This is a genomic window from Priestia aryabhattai (assembly GCF_023715685.1).
In the GTDB taxonomy this organism is placed as follows: Bacteria; Bacillota; Bacilli; order Bacillales; family Bacillaceae_H; genus Priestia; species Priestia aryabhattai_B.
Genome location: NZ_JAMBOQ010000001.1, coordinates 45,403 through 65,451, shown reverse-complemented (window position 1 = coordinate 65,451; position 20,049 = coordinate 45,403). Strand labels below are relative to the sequence as shown.

Sequence of the window (20,049 nt, the reverse complement as noted above, 5' to 3'; positions counted from 1 at the left end):
ATATATATTGGAGGTAGCGAAATGGCAAAAATTACTGTAGGAACAGAAAATCAAACACCTATTGAACTATATTATGAGGATCATGGTACGGGGAAGCCGGTTGTATTAATCCATGGTTGGCCATTAAGTGGGCGGTCTTGGGAATATCAAGTGCCTGTTCTGATTGAGGCTGGATATAGAGTAATAACTTATGACCGTCGAGGATTCGGAAGCTCTTCTCAGCCATGGAACGGTTACGATTATGATACATTCGTTGCTGATTTACATCTGTTACTAGAACATTTAGATCTAACAAATGTTACACTCGTCGGGTTTTCAATGGGTGGCGGAGAAGTAGCTCGTTATATAGGAACTTACGGAACAAATAGAGTAGAAAAAGCTGTATTTGCAGGAGCTGTACCACCATTTCTTTATAAGTCAGAGGATCATCCTGAGGGAGTGTTGGATGATGCAGCAATTCAAGAATTTGAAAACGGGGTAAAAAATGATCGCTTAGCTTTTCTTGATGAGTTTACAAGAACATTTTTTGCTGCTGAAGACCGAACTGACTTAGTCAGTGAGCCATTTCGACTTTACAATTGGGATATTGCAGCTGGTGCATCGCCTAAAGGGACACTAGATTGTATAGCTGCTTTCAGCAAAACGGATTTCAGAGAAGATTTAGCCAAGTTTACTATACCTACCCTTGTTGTTCATGGTGATTCAGATGCCATTGTTCCATTTGAATATAGCGGAAAGCTAACACATGAAGCAATCCATGATTCCAAGGTAGTCTTAATAAAGGGCGGTCCACACGGCTTAAATGCAACACATCCAAAAGAATTTAACGAAGCACTGCTGTCATTTTTAAGAGACTAAATACAACTGATTATTTTGTAGGTAAAAATAGCTCAGCTCCTGATGTATAAATAGTAAAAGAGGGAAGAAAGAAGTTACCAAAGGGTCACTTCTTTTTTATTGCTATATAAAGGCTTGAGTTGAAATTTAAATAGAAATAACAGAAAATTAGCATACACAATAACTATTGTCATTGTTTGTTAAAAAGCTATTTTTTCGACGATATGGGGTGATAGTCTTGATTAAGATGATTAAACAGAGTGATGTTGAAGTTTCGTATTGGGAAGTTTGGCAAGATGGTAGAATGCTTATTATTCATTACGGTACCATTGGAGAGACTGGTGAGACTGAGGAAAAGAAATTATCACTATCTCAAAAGGCAGAAAAGTTGATGGATAAATTAGCAGAAGAAAAAGCTAATCAGGGATACGATTATCTAGATGAAGATGAGCTATGGGAGCTTGTTGTTCAGTACAGTTATGAAGAAGAACAAATGGAAGCAACTCTTGAAAAGCGACATCAGGTTGAAAATTTAATAAATGAATGTTTAGGTTGGACAGGCAACGGTTCTTGTGACGGTGGAGATATAGGCAGTGGTACAGCTAATATTGTCAACTATGTTGTAGATGTTGAAAAGGCAACACAAACAATTATAGAAGAACTAAAGAGCAACAACCTGCTTGAAGGGGTAAAAATAGCTTATTTAAACCCTGAAGACGAGAAATACATCACTTTGTATCCAGAAGGAGCCTATTTCGATTTAATGTAAAAGGGAGCATGGAAAATTCTCAATGCTCTCTTTTCTGTTATTTACTAATTGTATTGCTAAAATTATATTAACTGCAGCTTTATATCATATACAGGCTGAAGTTAATTATAATTTTTGATAAAATGTAATTATAAGGGAATAAGGGGATTTTAAATGAATAAAGTTAAAAATTATATTATAGAAAATCCTCCATTGTATTCTGGACTATCATTTTTTATGATATTTGGAGGTCAATTCATTATTGGGTGCATAAGAGAGAACGTCTTCTATCTTTTTCACTTAACACTTGGAATTTTAGGCTTGCTTATGATGATTGTAAGTCTACTAGTAAAAAAGAGAAATAAAGTGAATAAAAAGAGCATCTAATTATCAGATGCTCTTTTTAATGTATAGGACGGTGACTCAGTATGTTCTATACATCAAGAAAAACCACTTGAACTAGAAACATCTTGTATAATATGTTTCTATAAGCGGAATCGTATAGTTTTAGAAAAGAATAGGAGTACAAGGATAGCATGAAATGGACGAAATTAAAGGGAAATATGAAAAATTTAATTTGTGATAAATTAAAGCATAGATTGGGTATTCATTTGACTAAATATAATGTTTCTCTTGGAGAGCAGACACGTATTTGGATTACTCTAGATAAGAAGGAAGTTTTTAATGCTTCTTCAGCAAAATATTTAATGGAACACGATAAACTTTGGGAGGAAGTGAAGAAGAAAACAAGCAAACCCTTTCCAGATTGTTTATATGAATGTTTCCCAGAGTGTATTGGGAAGGTAGATGATATGGACTACACTGCAAGTATTCTAGAACATAGAGGTGTTTTTAACGTTGATCTTGTTTATAACGCTTTTATTCAGTATCCTCAGTTATCCATCAATCGAGCATTGAATTCTGAAAATGTTATTTTTCAAGCTCTTGCATTAGTGGATAGAAGGTTAGGCAAGAGGACGTTGAAAGCTTTAAGATACAATTCTAATGTGCACCCCTTAATCATGCAATTTTATGAACTAAGATGCGAGGTTGATAACATCACGCCGTTCAAACTTACGCCCAGTTAATAAAAGAAGGAGGCTATACTGTGCAGCCCACAAATTTCTTCATTAAAGATATCAAAGACTTTCAATCCACTAATAAAAATTTAAAAAGTCTTTTTAACACGAATAAGGAATTGCCTAATCAAGTATTTAACAAAAGGTGTGATTATTACTTATTTGAAGAGTTCTATTGGGTCATGTGTGAGGATTTTTGGCCTACGGTACAATATTTAACAAAAATCTTTAATGAAAAAGAAGTTACAGTTGCTGTTTTAGATCCATACCCCACAGATTATTTTTATAAAGAGTTTGGCTATTTTAATTATTTGCAGCTTCCTACTTCTTTATCAAGTGAAGATTATATGAATGCCTTAGAAACTGGACCGGAGGATAGCCTTGCTGATGCTCCTTACTATAATTCAGAGAAAGTTGTATGGTTTTCTTCTTTTAAGAAATGGGCGATATGGGAGAACGGAGCTTAGATATATGTGTCATAGGTTTTAATGAATCCCTTTTGTTAGACCATTTACTGAAACCTCCATCTAAATGGTCGTATTTAAATAAAGATATTGAAGATTTAATTGGTTTAAATTTTAGAAACATGATTCTTCCTCAAGTTTTTAGAGAAAGCTTATCAAAAAACTATGCCCGTGATAGAGATAGTGGATGAGTATTATATTAATCTATAAAACTGACCAAAATGATAATGTATTCTCTCTATAACTATAAATTTGAAAATCCTTTGCTTTGGAAGCAAAGGATTCTTTTTTTTATAAATGAATTCATTATTCTGGATAAGTGTTCGTCTACGATAATAAAGATTTAATTACCTCTATAATTTGTTTTTTTGTCTGACTCAAGTAGTTTCTTTTTTCAGAAGAAATTAATAAACCTATAGGCATCTGAGGATCAAACCCTTTTACTTTAAATAGGATATTACTTGGTTTCAAACTAGTTCCTCTAGGGATAATCCCTACTGTATGTCCAAACATCATTTCTGGAATAAGGTGTAGTGCACTACAGTTGTAGACTCGTTTAAAGGCTAAATTATTCTCCAATAAAAAATGGTTTACGGAGTGATAATAATAACAGCTATTTTCTCCTATTAGAATGGGATAGTTAATAATATCTGCTATTTCAACTGATTTCTGTTGTAATAATGGATGGTTAGGCGTATCAACAATAAATTCAATTTGTTCTTTACCAAGCGGAGTAAAAGTCACGCCGGAAAGGTTTTTATTCTCTCCGCAAACAGCAAAATCGATTTTATCTTGATTTAATAGTTCCGATAAAAGTGCGGTGTTTCCAATGGTAAAATCGCAGTGTATGTAAGGTTTCTCAGCATTTAGATAGCTTAATATAGAAGACATCAGCTTCTCAGCAATAGATTCTGATAATCCTATTTTGATTGTTCCTTTTTCCTCTTTGCTTATACGTTGTGCTTGAGATATTGAATACTCCCAGTGCTTCAACAAGCTATCTACTTCTTCTACAAATAATGTACCTTCCTTTGTTAGTTTTGCTTCCCAACCTCGTTCAAATAAAAGAAATCCAAGATCTTTTTCTAACTTTTTTATATGAGTTGTGACGGTAGGCTGGGCATAGTTTAATTTTTTTGCTGCAAGTGAAAAAGTCCCTTCTGCAACAATTGTTTTAAACGTCGTTAATTCTTTAATTTCCACTTTCTAACCCCATCTCTATCGGTTTTTTTGATAATTATAAGATATATTTTCAATTATAAAAATGAAGATAGTGGAAGTAAACTAAATATAGAAAGGAAGATGATAGATGCCATTTGTAAACGTTTATTATCCAGAATATCAATTAAATGATAAGGAACTAAAAAAAGTAAGCAATCGTATTCACCAGTCTTTAATTGCACATTTTCACATTCCAAAAGACGATTATTTTCAACTATTTTTACCGTACCCATCTCAGTATTTTTTCTATGATCCACAGTACCTCTTAGAAAATGGGGAAAAAAGAACAAATCAAATAATTTATATTTCCATTACATGTGGACAGGGAAGAACGATTGAGCAAAAAAAGAAGCTATATCAATCCATTGCAGAGGGTCTTTCCACTTACTTAGATCTTTCTACAAACAATATTTTTATTACATTAAACGAGACGCCTGTTGAAAACTGGTCATTTGGGCAAGGAATAGCACAAATGGTGAATCCAAAGGAGGAACAATAAAAATGAATAATCATATTGAGTCCAAGCTACTGAAAGAAATGAAAGATCTCGCTCCTGACTTTGTGAAATATGGAGAAAATATATTATTTGGAGAAGTGTGGAACGACCCGACTTTAACATCAAAAGAAAGAAGTTTGAGTACACTTTCTGCTTTAATCAGTATTGGCAACACTGAACAAATGCCTTTTCATCTACAATTGGCAAAAAAGAATGGAGTCACTGAAAAAGAAATGATCGCATTAATAACCCATATGGCTTTTTACGTGGAGTGGCCAAAAGCATCTGCAGCAATGAATATAGTAGCGAGGCAATAATAAAAAACGTGTAAAAATTATGTTTAAAAATAAGGTAGTAGTTGCTGGTAGCCAATAGAGGTGAAGGAGTTGGAAAGGATACTTCCTATGATTTTGAGATTTTTGTATTATTTAGGTGTTTATGTTAAATTATGTAAATCCTTCTGTTATTTTAGAAAGGAGTGAATTTATATCTTAAAAATAGTAACTGCCTCAATCATTGCAGATATTTTATTTAGCTTTTGTACAAAATTAGCGATGTATACAAGATGGTCAAAGCGATTTATAAAGGCAAATGAAGATTCTCATAAGCCAATTAACTTTGTTCTTCAAGGAGCTTTGTTTGCCATTATCATGTTCATTATGTTTTTAATTGTAAAACCTTTTACATAAGAAAAGGTGGCAAATTTGTTATATTAAAAGAAGTAAGTAAAATTATATTTTAAGACAATAAATAACTTTTTTATGTTAACTTAAGTATAGGTATCCTAAATTTCCCTTTAATGTTATTTTAGATAAGATAGGGGGCGGGATATGAATATAAAAAAGAGCCAGTCTTATATTGAACTAACGGTGAAAAACTGGGAAAATACAGAGTTTGGGAGTACATTGACAGAAATGTGTGAAGCAGCTAGGGAATATGTAAATGATACTGTTGAGGTTCATCAAGTAGTGAACTTAGGTAAACGTAAGGGAGAGTGGCATTATTTAATTATTTTAAATATAAGCCAAGATTTAGATGATTTAGGAGCACCAGTAGAAAGTGATTATAAATAATGAAAAGCTCTTCATGGCATATTTATATAGGCTAGAAGGGCTTTTTTGATTCGGTAAAGAACACTATGTTAACCAAGAATGTGCACAGTATTAAGATATAAAATATAGAAAAAATGTTATTATATAGCTATTGGTTTGAAAATAAAATGATGTATAGGAGATACCATCTAATATGTTTTTTGTCATTAGAGGGTTTATAGCCGTCTTTATCACTTTATGTTCATTAGAAGCTAAGTTAAGAACGATAGTCAAACAAAATGATAGAGTAATTAAATTACTTGAAAAAAAGAACAGATAATAACAAAAAATCGCCCAATAGGATATTTGGGTGCTTTTTTACCGTATAGGAGGATTTAAAATTGAAAAGAAATTTTTTGTTTTTAGGATTTATATCTATTTTTTTATTAGTAGTATTGGGTAGCTGTGGTAATAAGGAAGAAAGTGTGCGTTTCGAAGGTGAAGGAGATCATTGGAAAGCTTTATATCTTTTAAATAAAGGAGAGAATACTCAAAATGGGCAAGGCAGTATCATCTATAAAGGAAAAGATAAAGAGAAATTAGGAAAGGTTTCTTATGTTGTTGAAGGAGAAACAAGCAAATTAGCAGGTACGGATAACGAGACAGAAGGAAAAATTAATTTAAATGGGAGCTGCAGTGGGTGTGCGACTCAAAGCAGTAACGTTCCTTTTCATGTGATAATAAAGTGGAATGGTCAAGAAGATAAATTTGATTTAAAAGCTAAGTAGGACGATAAACTAAAGAGTGTCTAGAATGTTTGTTATGTTTAGTTTCACTTTTCAACATACTATTGAAATAACAAACTCATTTTATAAGTGGTTTCATCATTTACTTAACATAATCACTGTTTTAGGAAACAGAAAAGGTGTCCTTTAGTAAGTTAGGACACCTTTTTATTATTTAATTAACTAATTCTTCTTCATGAAACAAATTAGTTCTTTTCTGCTAAGATTATTAAAAACATCGGCCTTCTAGTTTCATGTATCATTTCAGGTATACTTTCTAACACTTCATCAGAAGGCATTGGTTCCTTTACTGCTTTGATTGTAAAACCTGTACTAATCAAGTCATTCATATAAGTGGAAATCGTATGATGATACTTTATTACATCCTCAGTTAAAAAGGACGTATTACGAATTCCTTCTTCTTGATAATAATCAAGAGGCCAATGTAGAGGATTTCCATCGTTGTCATAGTACCAGTCTTGTTCATTCCTAGAAGTAAAGATTGGATGCTCTACTGAAAAAAGAAATGTACCACCTAATTTTAGAAAACTGGATACCTTTTTAGCAACTTCTCTAAATGACTTAATGTAGTGAAAAGCTAACGAACTAATAACCACATCAAATTCCGATTCTTTAAAATTAATATCTTCTATCGGCATTTGGATATATGAAATAGAAGGATCCTTTGTTTTTTTCCGAGCTTTTTCAAGCATCTTTTCAGATATGTCAACACCGATTACTGAACGTGCTCCTTGTTCATGTGCAAACTGGCAATGCCAGCCGAATCCACAACCTAAATCCAGTACTTTTTTGTCTTTCATAACTGGCATTAATGCTTTTAATACATGCCATTCACCAGCGCCTTCAAGCCCTTTAATAGAACGTGGCATCTGCTCGTAAGCAGAAAAGAACTTTTCAACATCATATTTATTTTGTTTCATTACTGATAACAACTCCTATATAGTAAAATAGCCTCCTAAGATCACTTAAACGTCTATTGCAGGAGGCTACCTATCTTCTCCTTACCATTATGACCACTCCATTTTTGTTTTAGAATACTACCAATTATCATAACATAGAGGCTAACTATTTAAGGACAGAAAAATTCGTCCATATCCTCAAAGTAGTAATAGAATCTTTTTTTTTATGGTGCTTTCGGAATTTCTACATACTCTTCATAAAATGATAATGATATTCATTTTCGACTATACTATTATGTTTTAGTACTTATATCTTGTTTGTTGGAGAAAACGACATGTTTATTGAGGTTTTAAGACAAAACAAAAAGGTCTCTATACTTTTAGCTGTATTACGTGTATATCTTGGATATACATGGTTAATGGCTGGCTGGGGGAAAATAGTAGACGGACAGTTTGATGCTTCTGGTTTCTTGAAATTAGCATTAGCACAAGCAACTGGAGAGTACCCGGCAGTTCAGGGATGGTGGGTTGTCTTTCTAGAAGACCTGGCCATTCCTCATGTAGAACTATTTAATACATTAGTACCCAGGGGAGAATTACTAGTCGGAATAGGTTTATTGATTGGTTGCTTTACTAAAACGGCTGTCTTTATTGGCCTTGTTATGAATTTTTCTTATTTGTTTAGTGGTTCAACAAGTATCAATGTACAACTTGTTTTATTATCTATGTTTATTCTTGTTTCTGCTTTAAATGCAGGGAGATATGGAGTGGATGGTATGTTGCTATCACGACTTAAAGATAAACTATTTATTAGTAAAACCACTGAGGTTAAAGATGTAGCTTAGTTTCATTAGGTACATTCAAAAGATCGCTGATATAGGCGGTCTTTTTTGTTACTGTTCTTAAATTTATAGGCATAAGAAATACCTTATATAGCTCTTACATAATGACAATCGTGGGGCTTTTTCTTGGTTCGTAATTCTTGCTATATAGGACAGGTCCTCTAATAGTCATCTATACATGGCCTATACTTAGGTGGCTTATATAATTTATCTGTATTAACACATACTAAAAACACATTAAAAGCTCAATTGCATTTTTGGATTAAATCACTAGCTTAATTAATCATTTTAGATGATCCAAAAGAAGAGCGTTTTATTCCTAATACGACCAGAGTGGAGGCTAATAAGCAATGAGTTTTATTGAGGTTATAGGCAGGGTAATCATTTCTTTTGGTGTTTTACTATTGATGACTCGTATTATGGGGAAAAAACAAGTAAGTCAGTTAACGTATTTTAACTACATTACAGGGATCACAATTGGTGCTGTCGCTGCTTCCATTACGATTGATACAAGTATTGATATGACCGATGGTTTCGTTAGTATGGTTTGTTGGTCACTTCTTACTGTTCTAGTGAGTTATATTAATTTAAAGTCTCCAAAAGCTCGTATATTACTTGATGGCCAACCTACAATTGTCATCAAAAATGGAGAAATCTTAGAAAAAACATTGGCTGGATTAAGGTTAAACATGGATGATCTTAGTATGTTATTACGAGAAAAAAATATTTTTTCGACTCAAGAGGTGGACTATGCCGTATTAGAACCAGATGGGCAGCTGTCGGTTTTAAAAAAAGTGGACCAGCAGAGTGTTACGAAAAAAGATTTAAAGGTAGCAGCTGTGAAACCTTTGTACGTGCCTACGGAAATTATTGTTGATAGCAAAATTATTACCCGTAATTTAGAAGAACTTGATCTAAGCCAAAACTGGTTGGAGAAGCAACTGCATCAGTCAGGAACAAGCCTACAAGAGATATTTTATGCTGAAATACAAAGTGATGGCACTTTATATATTGATAAAAGACAAGATAATTAGCTCACATCACATAAAAATATAAAGAAACATGTTGAAACTCCTTTTTCTTTATATTGTTTAAATATACAGAAAGGACATAGGTTTTATGGCAGTCTTTTAAGTCGTTTCATAAAGGAATATAAAAAACGTTCAATAAACGATATAAATGAGTGTTTATTAAACGTTTTTTATATTTCTAGAAATTCCATTATAGTAACTAAATCTGTATATTGCATAGATAAGAAAAGAGGAATAAGAACAACTCTATTTTTCTTATCTGCAGCACAACATTTAAGAGAACAGAACTTACTTGTAGCTCGTATAGGTTTGTATTCTTTTCTACAGATTTTACACTCTTTAATTGAATGTTTAATATAGGCTTGTCCTTTACATGATTGAGAGCAGTATTTTGCATTTTTATTATAACTTTTAAACTCAGAATCGCATATTGGACAAATAAATTGAGCCAAGATTAAATTCACTCCTATCGCGTTATATATCTAAAGGCTGAAATGCATAACTTTCCTTGTTTTAATTTGGATGTTTTTTCCTTTAAATTTTGTTTGACAAGTTATTATATTCTAATGATAATTAAGAAGTCAATGATAATGATTTTCATTACTATATAGGAGTGTTAGGCATGATAAAACAAATCTTCATTAGTTTAATAGTTGTAGGACTAATAGTTATTTCATTTACTACTACCAGTTCTTTTGCAAAAGAAACTAATTCTAAAAAAACAGCTAAGCAGTCTATTCAATATATAGATAAGGCTATTTCTAATATAAAAAGGGGAGATTTAGACGCAGCTAATCAATCGTTTCAATTATTCAAACAAGAATGGACGAAAATGAAGGCAGGCATTCAAAAAGATTCTTTATATGCTCATGGCAAAATTGAAAGAGAAATAGCTGCCATATCTATTGCCTTGTTAAATGAAGATAAAAAAAATGCCGAAGAATCTCTTGAATCACTTAAGAGTTTCTTAAATCAATATAGCAGAGGCCAATTGACAGCTAAACCCCAATCAGACAAAGAAATGAGTCTAGCCTCGTACGTAGAACTTTTAGAAAATACTAAAAAAACTTTAGAAAGCAAGGATATACCAAAAGGAAAGGCTCAAGTGCAAGAGTTAACATCCCAATGGCTAAGTGTGGAAGGGAATGTTGTAGGAAAATCTCAGGCTGTCTACAATAATTCAGAAAGAAGATTAGTAGAGTTGGATTCATCTTTAAGTAATCCTAAAGAGGTTAACAAAAGTATTGAAATTATAGATAAAATGATTATCGATTTAAAACCATTAGTTAACACTTCGTATAGCATGTGGGATGCGGCTCTTATTCCAATTAGAGAGGGAGTCGAAGCTTTATTAGTTATTGGAGCGCTTCTGACAATTACCAAAAAAGGGCCTTCAAATAAAGGAAACCGTTGGGTTTGGGGAGGAGCTTCATTAGGTATTCTTTGTAGTCTAGTCATTGGCTTTTTAGTTACTTATGTTTTAAACTCTGCTACTTTCGGCCAAAACAACTTCCTAATCAATGGTTTTTCAGGAGTAGTTGCCAGCCTCATGCTTTTATATGTTAGCTATTGGCTACACAGCAACTCAAATGTTGAAAAGTGGAACAAATTTATCAACGGAAAAACAGCCCAAGCTCTTAGCAATGGAAAGATGATTTCATTTGCAATACTAGCATTTTTGGCAATTTTAAGAGAAGGGATTGAAACAGTTCTCTTTTTAATTGGTATAGCTAGTCAAATGTCTTCCTCACAATTAATTTTGGGAGTAGCAATTGGTTTTGGAGTTCTTATTGCTATTGGAATTTTCATGTTGAAGATTGGTATTAAATTGCCATTAAAGCCATTTTTCTTTATTTCTAGTATTATCGTGTTTTATATGTGTCTCAAATTTATGGGGTCAGGTGTACATAGTTTGCAGTTATCAGGAATAGTTCCTTCATTAAGTACAAACGTCATTCCAACCATTGATGTGTTAAGTATATACCCTTCTTGGTATAGTACACTGCCACAACTTCTTATAATTGGATTTGCCTTATCAATACTTATAGTTCAGAAAAGGAAACAAAACAATAAAAACAATACAAACCAAAAAAAACAGGGGGTTATTTAACATGTTCTTATCTAAAAAAATTACTTACACTGCACTTACCCTATCTTTACTAACTGTACCAGCTTTAGGTGCATGCAGTAATTCGACAACTTCTAGTGCTCAGAATGATACCAAACAAACAGCTAGTCAAGAGAAGGAAAGTAAACAAGATACTTTAAAAAATAACGTAAAGAAGATGCAAATCACGCTTAATAAGCTGCAGAGTGGTTTAGAGAAACAGGATCAAAAACAGATTAAGGAATATGGGAAAGAGCTCTATAATCAGTGGTTATCTTATGAAAATAACATTCGTGAGAAATACCCACTTTTATACACAGATACAGAAAAATATATTCTTCCATTATCTACTGAAATAGAAAAAGGCTCAATTGACCAGAAAAAGGTGCAAGAACTAAGTGTTCAGCTAGATCGTTCGTTTGCAAATTTGAAAGATGCGAAAGAAACAGCGACAAAGACATCAGAAGCATTGAAAAAGGCTGTTAATAATTACAAAACGTATGTAAATGACCAAACAGAACAGTTAGTAAAAACGACTACTACCTTTACAGATGCTGTGAATGCAGGGGATCTAGAAAAGGCGAAAACTTCTTATGCAGAAGCTCGTGTATATTATGAACGTATTGAACCAATTGCTGAAAGTTTTGGTGACCTAGATCCAAAAATTGATGCCCGTGAAGGTGACGTCGATAATTCAGAATGGGGAGGATTCCATCGCATTGAAAAAGCAATTTGGAAAGACTCTTCTTTAAAGGGGATGAGTCAATATGCAACTCAACTAAATAAAGATGTACAGGATCTACAGCAAAGAGTAAAAGAAGTTAAATTAGAACCTACACAAGTAGTCGCTGGTTCAATGGAACTGTTAAATGAAGCTGCTATTTCCAAAGTGACAGGGGAAGAGGAAAGATATTCTCATATTGATTTAGTAGATTTAGCTTCAAACGTTGAGGGTTCTCTAGCTGTCTATCATGCTGTTTTACCAATTCTAAATGAAAAAAGTCCAGATCTTTCAGAGCAATTAGATAAAGAATTTACTCAACTAACAGCTACCTTAGGGAAATATCAAAAAAATGGAACGTATCTCCCATATACAGAATTAACAAAGGAACAGATTCGAGAACTGAGTCAACAGTTAAATACCTTATCAGAATCTATGGCCCAAACAGCTGAGATATTTCAATAGAAAAGGAGAATGAACGTGAAAGAATCGAAGAGGCCTAAACAATACACACGTCGTGACATGTTAAAAATGTCAGTATTTACGGGTGTAGGTGTTGCGGTAAGTACAAGTGGCATCGGCGTTCTAGCTAACATGGCTAATGGGCTAGGCAATACAAGCGATCAAGCCTCAAGCAATTCTGTAGAGGATTCTATTATTTCTTTTAATGGAAAAAACCAAGCAGGAATTGTAACACCTCAGCAAACATATGCTTATGTAGCTGCTTTTGATTTATTAATAAATCAAAAAGATAAGGTTATAGATCTTTTCAAAAAATGGACAGTGTTGAGTCAATCTACGACTCAGGGGAAAGTTAATGAAGATAATAATAATGATTGGCTCCCACCAAAAGATACAGGAGAAGCACAAGATTTAAATCCTTCCAGATTAACCTTAACATTTGGCTTTGGTCCTTCTTTCTTTTCTAAGAATGGAGAAGATCGTTTTGGCTTAGCTGATAAGAGGCCCAAACATCTTAAGGATATCCCAGCAATGCCAAGAGATGATTTGCAAGAGCCTTTTATAGGGGGAGATATTTCTGTACAAGTTTGTGCAGATGATCAACAAGTGGCATTTCATGCTGTACGAAACCTTATCAAATCAGCAGTAGGCATAGCAGAGGTAAAATGGATGCAATCTGGTTTTATTAGTGCTCCAGATGAGAAAACGCCACGGAATTTATTTGGCTTTAAAGATGGCACGGCAAATGTTTCTTCTACTGATTTTGAATCTCATAACCGAATTATTTGGGCGAATAATTCAGAACCAGCATGGATGCAAGGTGGAACTTATATGGCTTTTAGAAAAATTCAGATGTTTTTAGAGGTGTGGGATCGATCATCTCTTAAAGACCAAGAAGACACGTTCGGCCGAAAAAAGGCTAGTGGGGCTCCTTACGGAAAAGTAAAAGAACATGATAAAGTAAGTCTTATGCAAATGCCTTCTACTTCTCATACTGCTTTAGCAAAGGGAACAAAGCAAGAGATTTATAGAAGAGCGTATTCCTATACAGATGGGGTAGATCCCAAAACAGGGAATATAAATGCAGGACTTATGTTCATTAGTTACCAAAAGAATCCTGACACGCAATTTATACCAATGCTTAAGGTGTTATCTCAGCAGGATAAATTAAATGAGTATACGAAACATATAGGTAGTGCAATGTTTGCTTGTGCTCGTGGAATCCGTAAAGGAGAGTACATTGCACAGTCTTTGTTAGAATAGGATCATAAGAATTTTATCAGGTTAGATACCAGTTTTTCAGTACTGTTATAGATAGGAAATGAGGTGATTGTAATGGTAGGAGCTGGAAGTGCAATTTTAATAGGGGTAACAGCATTAATTATATTTGGTCCTAAAAGGCTACCTGAGTTAGGACGTTCTGCCGGTAAAACACTCCGTGAATTTAAAAATGCAACCCAAGGAATTATGGAAGACCACGATAAAGAGGATAAAAAATTATTAAAAAACGAGGAGAAAGATGACAAAACATCTCTTTAATAAATTGAGATAAGTTATTTTTTGATAAATACAGAAGCCAAGTTCTTTATATGTGAAGAGTTTGGCTTTTTACAATATCTGATTTGTTAACTAAGGTTGTATATACAATTCTTTTTTGTTTTAACAGATGTTTATATATGTAATAAGCATCCCTTAAAATAAAAAAACTATGGTAACGTACATTCATATTTAGTTACCATAATGGATATTTTCGGAACACATTTATTCATGCAATAGAATGTTGCAAATTGGCTCAAAAGTTGCATAGTTCTTGTAACTTTTGAGCAAGCTACCCATGATGTGAAGTACTATCTATACTAACTTCTAATTGCGTTATCAAAAAAGCTATTGACTTAGGCACTAGTGGTTTTTTATTTTATCGGTAAGTATTACCAATAAAACCGAAAACGCCCTGACTATGTTCTAAATAGTCAGGGCGTTTTGTCTCTACTTTTGAAAGTTGAGTTCCAAAAGAAAATTAGCTTTTCCGGGCTCTATAGTATATGAAAATCATTATTATTAAGCACTAGTATCGATAATACAAAATGAATTTGTGCAAACTATTTATGATGCTATAGTGCATTAAATAAATACACCTCGTATAAAGCCAGTGAAAGAACCATCCTTTCAACTGGTTTTATATGTTAGTACAGGTTATAAAAAGAGTATATGTACATATTCTTATAATAAGCAGTAAAATTATTCACTTCGTGGTTTTATAAATGAACTAAAAGAAAGTCTACTGGGGATCTCAGTAGACTTTCTTTCTTTTTTATTATGTATAGTTATTGATTATGTTAAGCAAACTACTCAAGACGCCGTGAGGCTTCAGTCCTTTGGTTAAATAATGTAGCAGAAAAAACTGTATATCGTATACAACCTTAGTTAACATAATCACTCTTAAAGGAACCAACCAGAAAAACCCCCTTGTTCAGCGATAGGGGATTTCATAAGGGTCTCTATTATGGATTGTGCAGCTTTTTAGATATTCATTAGACTTTTAGTCTAGCCATGGAGGTAGTTCAATAGTATGTGGTCTTTACTATGAATGAGATTTGTTATGATGGTGCATAAATATTAAATATTAGACAAATGTATGTTATAGCATTTATATCCTATTGGAGGTAACAAATTTGAGCAGAAACGACAGTAGGTTGACTTCCTCAGAAATTACAAGTCTGTGGGTACAATATATTCGGGAAACAATGGCGATTTGTATTAGTAAATACGTATTAGCAATCGTTAAAGACTCCGAAATTCGATCCCTTTTCGAATTTTGTTTAGGATTATCTGAAAAGCATCTTAAAGTGTTAACGAAGATTTTAAATAACGAGAATTTCCCTCTACCAAATGGCTTCACGGATAAAGATGTAAACCTGCAAGCTCCTTCTTTATTTACAGATTCCTTTTGGCTACAGTACATACATGATATGACAATTCATGGATTATCAGGACATGGTATGTCGTTTAGTGGATCAGTTCGAAAAGATATACGGGCTCATTACTATCAATGTAATATTGATGCGATGGACGTTTATAATAAATCAATTGATATTCTCTTATCTAAAGGAATTTATGAAAGAGATCCTTATTATTCTACACCACAAAATAGTGAATTCATTACGGACTTAGGATATGCAATGGATATATTAGGGAAGAAAAGGCCTTTAAATACGATGGAGGCTTCAAATATATACTTTAATTTGAGAAAGAGTATTGCAGCAAAGGGGATTATTCTTGGTTTTCAGCAAGTAACTAAGGATAAAAAAGCACATAAATTTATGGGTGATGCTTTAAATTTGTGCAACAAACATATTGGTATTTTTTCTTCGATATTACATGAAGACAACCTTCATTCTCCAGGGTTATTAGACACCCAAGTTACAAATTCGAAAGTAGCTCCTTTCTCAGATAAATTAATGTTATTTCATGCCGGGTTTATGTTTAATTTAGCAATGGTATATTACTCCAATGCTATGGCTGCAAGTATGAGGGTAGATGTAATAACACATTGTGAAGCATCTATTCTAAGGGATTTAAAACTGACTACAAGTTGGGGAAACATTATGATTGAAAGAGGATGGATAGAGAAACCTCCTCAAGCAAATGATAGAAAGGAATTGCCTAATAATTAAAGTTTAGAAAAAGACATCAGGACGTTAATCGAGCATCTTACTTTACCAATGAACAGATTGAGATTTATTTAAATGATTTTTTTTGGAAAAACTATAGTTAAGGGATTAGAAGAATATATATTCTTTTAATGGTAAATCTAAGAAAAAATCGGTTTAGGAGATTTTATATGGAAAAATTAAATTCTGCGGAAATGGGTAAACTTTGGGCTACATATATGGGAAATAGCATGTCTACATGTATTCTAAGTTACTTTCTTCAACATGTTGAAGACCAAGATATAAAAAAATTATTGGAAAATGCACTAAACTTAAGTAAAGAATTTCAGAAAACCATAAAAGATATTTTCATAAAAGAAAACATTCCTATTCCATATGGTTTTACAAAGGAAGATGTTAATCTTGATGCTCCAAAATTATTTGAAGACGAGTTCTATGTACATTATTTAAGATATGTAACTAAAGTAGGACTTAGTCTTTACAGTGTAGGAATACCGTTAATGTATAGAGAGGATATAAGGAAATTTTCTCTTTATTGTATGGAGTCAACTATAAAATTGGGGGAACATATCAAAGATCTTTCAATAAACAAGGGGTGGGTTATTAAATCGCCTATTATTCCGACCCCACAAAAAGTAAATATAGCACACAAAAATTATTTAAAAGGTTTTATTGGAGATGTACGACCTTTGCATGCATTAGAAATTGCCCATTTATACGATAATTTAGAGACTAACGTGGCAAGTAAAGTCTTAGTAATGGCATTTAGTCAAGTTACAAAAACGAAAAAGATTCGAAATTTATTTATAAAAGGAGAAGAACTTACTTATAAAGCGATTGAAGGTTATATAAAAAAACTTCACGATGATAACTTGCCTTCTCCAGAACTAATTGATCATTTAGTGACTACTTCAACATCTTCTCCTTTTTCCGATAAATTAATGGTTTTTCATAAGATGGATATGTTTTCAATGAGAGTAAGAAATTTTGGAAACTCAGTAGCAGTAAACGGAAGACGCGATTTAGCGCTAATGTATGCAAATTTTTTAAAGGATATATCAGGATTTGTCAATGATGCAGCCGATATTATGATAGAAAATGGATGGATGGAAACACCACCCGAAGCTGCGGATAGAGAAGATTTATTTTCAAAGTAGGGACTAAATAATTGTCAATGGGCGGACCGGAAAAAGACATTATGTCAACTGAAAATATATATTATATTCATCTTAAAAAGAAAAAACTAATGAACAGGGTGGGGACTGACCCCTGTTTTTGAGACAGGGATCAAAACACCTTTTAAACAACCAGTTGACGATATTGCACAGATGACTGGTTGTTTAGTTTTGTTTGAATACGGGCATTGTTATAGTAAGTAATATAGTTTTTGACGGTTTGCTCTACGATGGTGGTCGTAGTGTATGTTAATTCGTCAAGGTAGAACGTTTCAGACTTTAGCGAGGAATGAAACGATTCGATAGAGGCATTATCTGCGGGAGTCCCTTTACGGGACATACTCATGGTAATGTCTCTTTCTTTGATTTTTTGTTGATAAGCATACGATGTGTAAACAGAACCTTGATCGCTATGCAACGTACACCCTTCAGGCAAAGAAGGAAGTTGGCTTAACGTATCTAAAACAAACGCTACGTTTTGACAATCACCAATGGAATACGCAATGATTTTCCCGTTAAATAAATCTTGAATACTTGAAAGATACAACTGTTTAGGTCCAAAAGGCAAGTAGGTAATATCAGTAACTAGTTTTTGAAGAGGACGATCAGCTCGAAATTCACGATTTAATACATTCTCTGCAACCTGATAAGGTTGTCCCGTTCGCTGACGTTTCTTCCGTTTTATGCGGCATTGCTAACCATACTTCTGCATGGCACGCTGCACAAATTTATGATTAATCTTCATCGTTCGATTGAGTAATGCTGTAATCTTTCGGTAGCCATATCGAAACTTGTGTTTATAACATTGTTCACCCACTTATTGTTCCCTCCATTTCTTTGATGTATCCGTTGTGTATGTTGCTTCCAACGATAGTAAGTCGATCGAGCGATATCAAGGTGTAGACAGATTTGATAAATAGATACCTGATCTTTTAACTCTTCCACTGCGTTCACTACGATTTCTGGTACCACTTCCTTTCCAATTCTTTGTACTTTTTTAAGATTTCAATCTGTTGCCTTAAATGCCGATTCTCTGCCTCCAACTTAGACGTCTCGTTCTCGAAGTCAGGACCTTTCCCATATGAATATTGCTTGCCCACAGGCTGTTCGAATAGATGCATTTCTCCATTTTTATACCATGTCATCCACGTTTTTAATTGAGTATGATTGCGAATATTTAATTGTGATAATACTTCTTTGACAGGTACACAAGCTAATCTCATTTCAATGGCTTTTAACTTTATTTCTACTGGATACTGACTCTTGTCCCCATAAAAAGACACCTCCAAGTGATTGTTAGGTAATACATACCCGTTTTTCAACTTAAAGGTGTTTTTTATTTGTCTCACTCTAGGGGGTCAGTCCCCGAGGCCAGTAGCTTTTTTTTGTTAACTAGATAAATTATCTTGGAGGAGATAAATAATATATTTTATGGTCTCTTAGATCTAGATAACAAAATGTCCCTCGAATTGAGGTAATGATTCATAAAGACTAAGTTATTCCTCATAGTAGTATGCATGACAATTTTTATTAAATTAATGGTTGTATTAATCAATTATTTAACTTCCCCTCTATATATTTTTATAGTTTTTTTCAAAAGACAACGGACCTCCATACACCTATATAGAGGTAAAATAATATACTTGAGCAAAATTAAATGAATTGTTTTTTCTTTTTTATATAATTTAGTACAACTTCACGCTCACCTTCAAATAACAGGTTCAAATGATTAATTTTAGATATAGGTTGCCAGAAGTATGAGTCAACGATCTGGACTTTCTTTTCTCCAGCTAATATCTTAACTTCAAAATAGGTCATGTGAACATCAACATTATAGGTAGTTGACCTATTCTCGTGTATTTTTTTAACTATCTCTACTTGATAACCCGTTTGATTCCATACTTCTCGAACACAACAATCTTCGAGTCTTTCATGTCCTTCGATAGCACCAGAAGGAACAGACCAACGTTTGGGCATGTTGGGTTTCTCTTGGGAGACCATTAATAATTCATCTTTATCATTTAAGCAAATTATTGCAAAACCACAACACGTATTCACTAAGATCTCCCCTTAAAAAACATTATAGGCGTACAGGTATTTCTTATAAATAGAACTTAATCAAACTCAATGATATTCTTAAGTAAGTCCTTTAAAAAAGTTACAGTGTGAGCTTAAACACAGGCGATTTCTTTATTTGGTAAGTGTAACTTTAAATACCACTTCTGTGTCATCTGTTACTTCAGCTCCTTGATAAAATGTACTATGCGAAACACTATGTGCTATAAATCTTTCACTCGTTTCAGGGATCACGACAGTATAATGAGTATTCTCAAAAAAGGAATCGTATAATTGATAATCTTGTTTACCTAAAACAGAAAATGAAAACTTAATTTGATCTCTTCCCTTAGTCATTTTTCTTAATAATTCTTTTTTCAAGTTCCACTTCTTCTCTGCTGACT

General features: G+C 33.2%; 21 protein-coding genes and 1 pseudogene. 16 read left to right on the top strand and 6 right to left on the bottom strand.

Going from position 1 to position 20,049, the window contains the following annotated elements:
- The first annotated feature begins 21 nt into the window (after nt 1-21).
- The 4 genes from M3225_RS00335 (at nt 22) to M3225_RS00320 (ending at nt 3,131) form a co-directional block, all read left to right on the top strand.
- The gene (locus M3225_RS00335) at nt 22-858 is read left to right on the top strand and encodes an alpha/beta fold hydrolase (RefSeq protein WP_251390222.1); all 837 of its coding nucleotides are present in this window, start codon (nt 22-24) and stop codon (nt 856-858) included.
- 226 nt (nt 859-1,084) lie between these two features.
- Nucleotides 1,085-1,606, top strand: a complete 522-nt coding sequence (locus M3225_RS00330; protein ID WP_308215721.1) for a WGR domain-containing protein — start codon at nt 1,085-1,087, stop codon at nt 1,604-1,606.
- A 515-nt stretch (nt 1,607-2,121) separates the two neighbouring features.
- On the top strand, nt 2,122-2,673 hold the full coding sequence (locus M3225_RS00325) for an SF0329 family protein (protein ID WP_251390218.1): 552 nt from the start codon (nt 2,122-2,124) through the stop codon (nt 2,671-2,673).
- Nucleotides 2,674-2,693: 20 nt separating this feature from the next.
- Nucleotides 2,694-3,131, top strand: coding sequence for a hypothetical protein (locus M3225_RS00320; RefSeq protein WP_251390216.1), 438 nt, complete (start codon nt 2,694-2,696; stop codon nt 3,129-3,131).
- A 324-nt stretch (nt 3,132-3,455) separates the two neighbouring features.
- On the opposite strand, the gene M3225_RS00315 is transcribed toward M3225_RS00320, so the two are convergent.
- The gene (locus M3225_RS00315; protein WP_251390214.1) at nt 3,456-4,331 is read right to left on the bottom strand and encodes a LysR family transcriptional regulator; all 876 of its coding nucleotides are present in this window, start codon (nt 4,329-4,331) and stop codon (nt 3,456-3,458) included.
- Between the two features lie 106 nt (nt 4,332-4,437).
- On the opposite strand from M3225_RS00315, the gene M3225_RS00310 reads away from it, so the two are divergent.
- The 4 genes from M3225_RS00310 (at nt 4,438) to M3225_RS00295 (ending at nt 6,664) form a co-directional block, all read left to right on the top strand.
- On the top strand, nt 4,438-4,848 hold the full coding sequence (locus M3225_RS00310; RefSeq protein WP_251390212.1) for a tautomerase family protein: 411 nt from the start codon (nt 4,438-4,440) through the stop codon (nt 4,846-4,848).
- A 2-nt stretch (nt 4,849-4,850) separates the two neighbouring features.
- The gene (locus M3225_RS00305) at nt 4,851-5,162 is read left to right on the top strand and encodes a carboxymuconolactone decarboxylase family protein (protein WP_251390210.1); all 312 of its coding nucleotides are present in this window, start codon (nt 4,851-4,853) and stop codon (nt 5,160-5,162) included.
- Between the two features lie 513 nt (nt 5,163-5,675).
- Complete coding sequence (locus M3225_RS00300; RefSeq protein ID WP_251390208.1) at nt 5,676-5,918, top strand: hypothetical protein; 243 nt, start codon at nt 5,676-5,678, stop codon at nt 5,916-5,918.
- A 359-nt stretch (nt 5,919-6,277) separates the two neighbouring features.
- Nucleotides 6,278-6,664, top strand: coding sequence for a hypothetical protein (locus tag M3225_RS00295; RefSeq protein ID WP_251390206.1), 387 nt, complete (start codon nt 6,278-6,280; stop codon nt 6,662-6,664).
- A gap of 203 nt (nt 6,665-6,867) precedes the next feature.
- On the opposite strand, the gene M3225_RS00290 is transcribed toward M3225_RS00295, so the two are convergent.
- A complete protein-coding gene (locus M3225_RS00290; RefSeq protein WP_251390204.1) occupies nt 6,868-7,602 on the bottom strand; it encodes a class I SAM-dependent methyltransferase in 735 nt (244 codons plus the stop codon).
- Nucleotides 7,603-7,916: 314 nt separating this feature from the next.
- Between M3225_RS00290 and M3225_RS00285 the strand changes: the two genes are divergently transcribed.
- Both M3225_RS00285 and M3225_RS00280 read left to right on the top strand, forming a co-directional pair.
- The gene (locus tag M3225_RS00285) at nt 7,917-8,426 is read left to right on the top strand and encodes a DoxX family protein (RefSeq protein ID WP_251390202.1); all 510 of its coding nucleotides are present in this window, start codon (nt 7,917-7,919) and stop codon (nt 8,424-8,426) included.
- Nucleotides 8,427-8,773: 347 nt separating this feature from the next.
- Nucleotides 8,774-9,457 carry a DUF421 domain-containing protein gene (locus M3225_RS00280; protein ID WP_251390200.1) on the top strand — a complete coding sequence of 228 codons (684 nt, stop codon included), beginning with the start codon at nt 8,774-8,776 and terminating at the stop codon, nt 9,455-9,457.
- Nucleotides 9,458-9,624: 167 nt separating this feature from the next.
- Here M3225_RS00280 and M3225_RS00275 read toward each other — a convergent pair whose 3' ends face one another.
- Nucleotides 9,625-9,906, bottom strand: coding sequence for a hypothetical protein (locus M3225_RS00275; protein WP_251390198.1), 282 nt, complete (start codon nt 9,904-9,906; stop codon nt 9,625-9,627).
- Between the two features lie 170 nt (nt 9,907-10,076).
- Here M3225_RS00275 and M3225_RS00270 point away from each other — a divergent pair, with 170 nt between their 5' ends.
- The 6 genes from M3225_RS00270 (at nt 10,077) to M3225_RS00245 (ending at nt 17,572) form a co-directional block, all read left to right on the top strand.
- Nucleotides 10,077-11,564: an FTR1 family protein gene (locus M3225_RS00270; RefSeq protein ID WP_251390196.1), complete on the top strand. Its 1,488-nt coding sequence runs from the start codon at nt 10,077-10,079 to the stop codon at nt 11,562-11,564.
- Nucleotide 11,565: 1 nt separating this feature from the next.
- Nucleotides 11,566-12,747 (top strand): iron uptake system protein EfeO, encoded by a 1,182-nt coding sequence (gene efeO, locus M3225_RS00265; RefSeq protein WP_251390193.1) that lies wholly within the window; start codon nt 11,566-11,568, stop codon nt 12,745-12,747.
- 15 nt (nt 12,748-12,762) lie between these two features.
- On the top strand, nt 12,763-14,007 hold the full coding sequence (gene efeB / locus M3225_RS00260) for an iron uptake transporter deferrochelatase/peroxidase subunit (RefSeq protein ID WP_374109804.1): 1,245 nt from the start codon (nt 12,763-12,765) through the stop codon (nt 14,005-14,007).
- Between the two features lie 72 nt (nt 14,008-14,079).
- Nucleotides 14,080-14,283 carry a twin-arginine translocase TatA/TatE family subunit gene (locus tag M3225_RS00255; RefSeq protein WP_251390188.1) on the top strand — a complete coding sequence of 68 codons (204 nt, stop codon included), beginning with the start codon at nt 14,080-14,082 and terminating at the stop codon, nt 14,281-14,283.
- A gap of 1,133 nt (nt 14,284-15,416) precedes the next feature.
- Nucleotides 15,417-16,418, top strand: a complete 1,002-nt coding sequence (locus M3225_RS00250; protein WP_251390186.1) for a DUF3231 family protein — start codon at nt 15,417-15,419, stop codon at nt 16,416-16,418.
- 167 nt (nt 16,419-16,585) lie between these two features.
- Nucleotides 16,586-17,572, top strand: a complete 987-nt coding sequence (locus tag M3225_RS00245) for a DUF3231 family protein (protein WP_251390184.1) — start codon at nt 16,586-16,588, stop codon at nt 17,570-17,572.
- Nucleotides 17,573-17,714: 142 nt separating this feature from the next.
- On the opposite strand, the pseudogene M3225_RS00240 reads toward M3225_RS00245, so the two are convergent.
- From M3225_RS00240 to M3225_RS00230, 3 genes and pseudogenes are all read right to left on the bottom strand, one after another.
- A pseudogene (locus tag M3225_RS00240) lies at nt 17,715-18,813 on the bottom strand (IS3 family transposase).
- A gap of 430 nt (nt 18,814-19,243) precedes the next feature.
- Nucleotides 19,244-19,648: an NUDIX hydrolase gene (locus M3225_RS00235; RefSeq protein ID WP_251390182.1), complete on the bottom strand. Its 405-nt coding sequence runs from the start codon at nt 19,646-19,648 to the stop codon at nt 19,244-19,246.
- Nucleotides 19,649-19,780: 132 nt separating this feature from the next.
- On the bottom strand, nt 19,781-20,026 hold the full coding sequence (locus M3225_RS00230) for a hypothetical protein (RefSeq protein WP_251390180.1): 246 nt from the start codon (nt 20,024-20,026) through the stop codon (nt 19,781-19,783).
- Nucleotides 20,027-20,049: the final 23 nt, after the last annotated feature.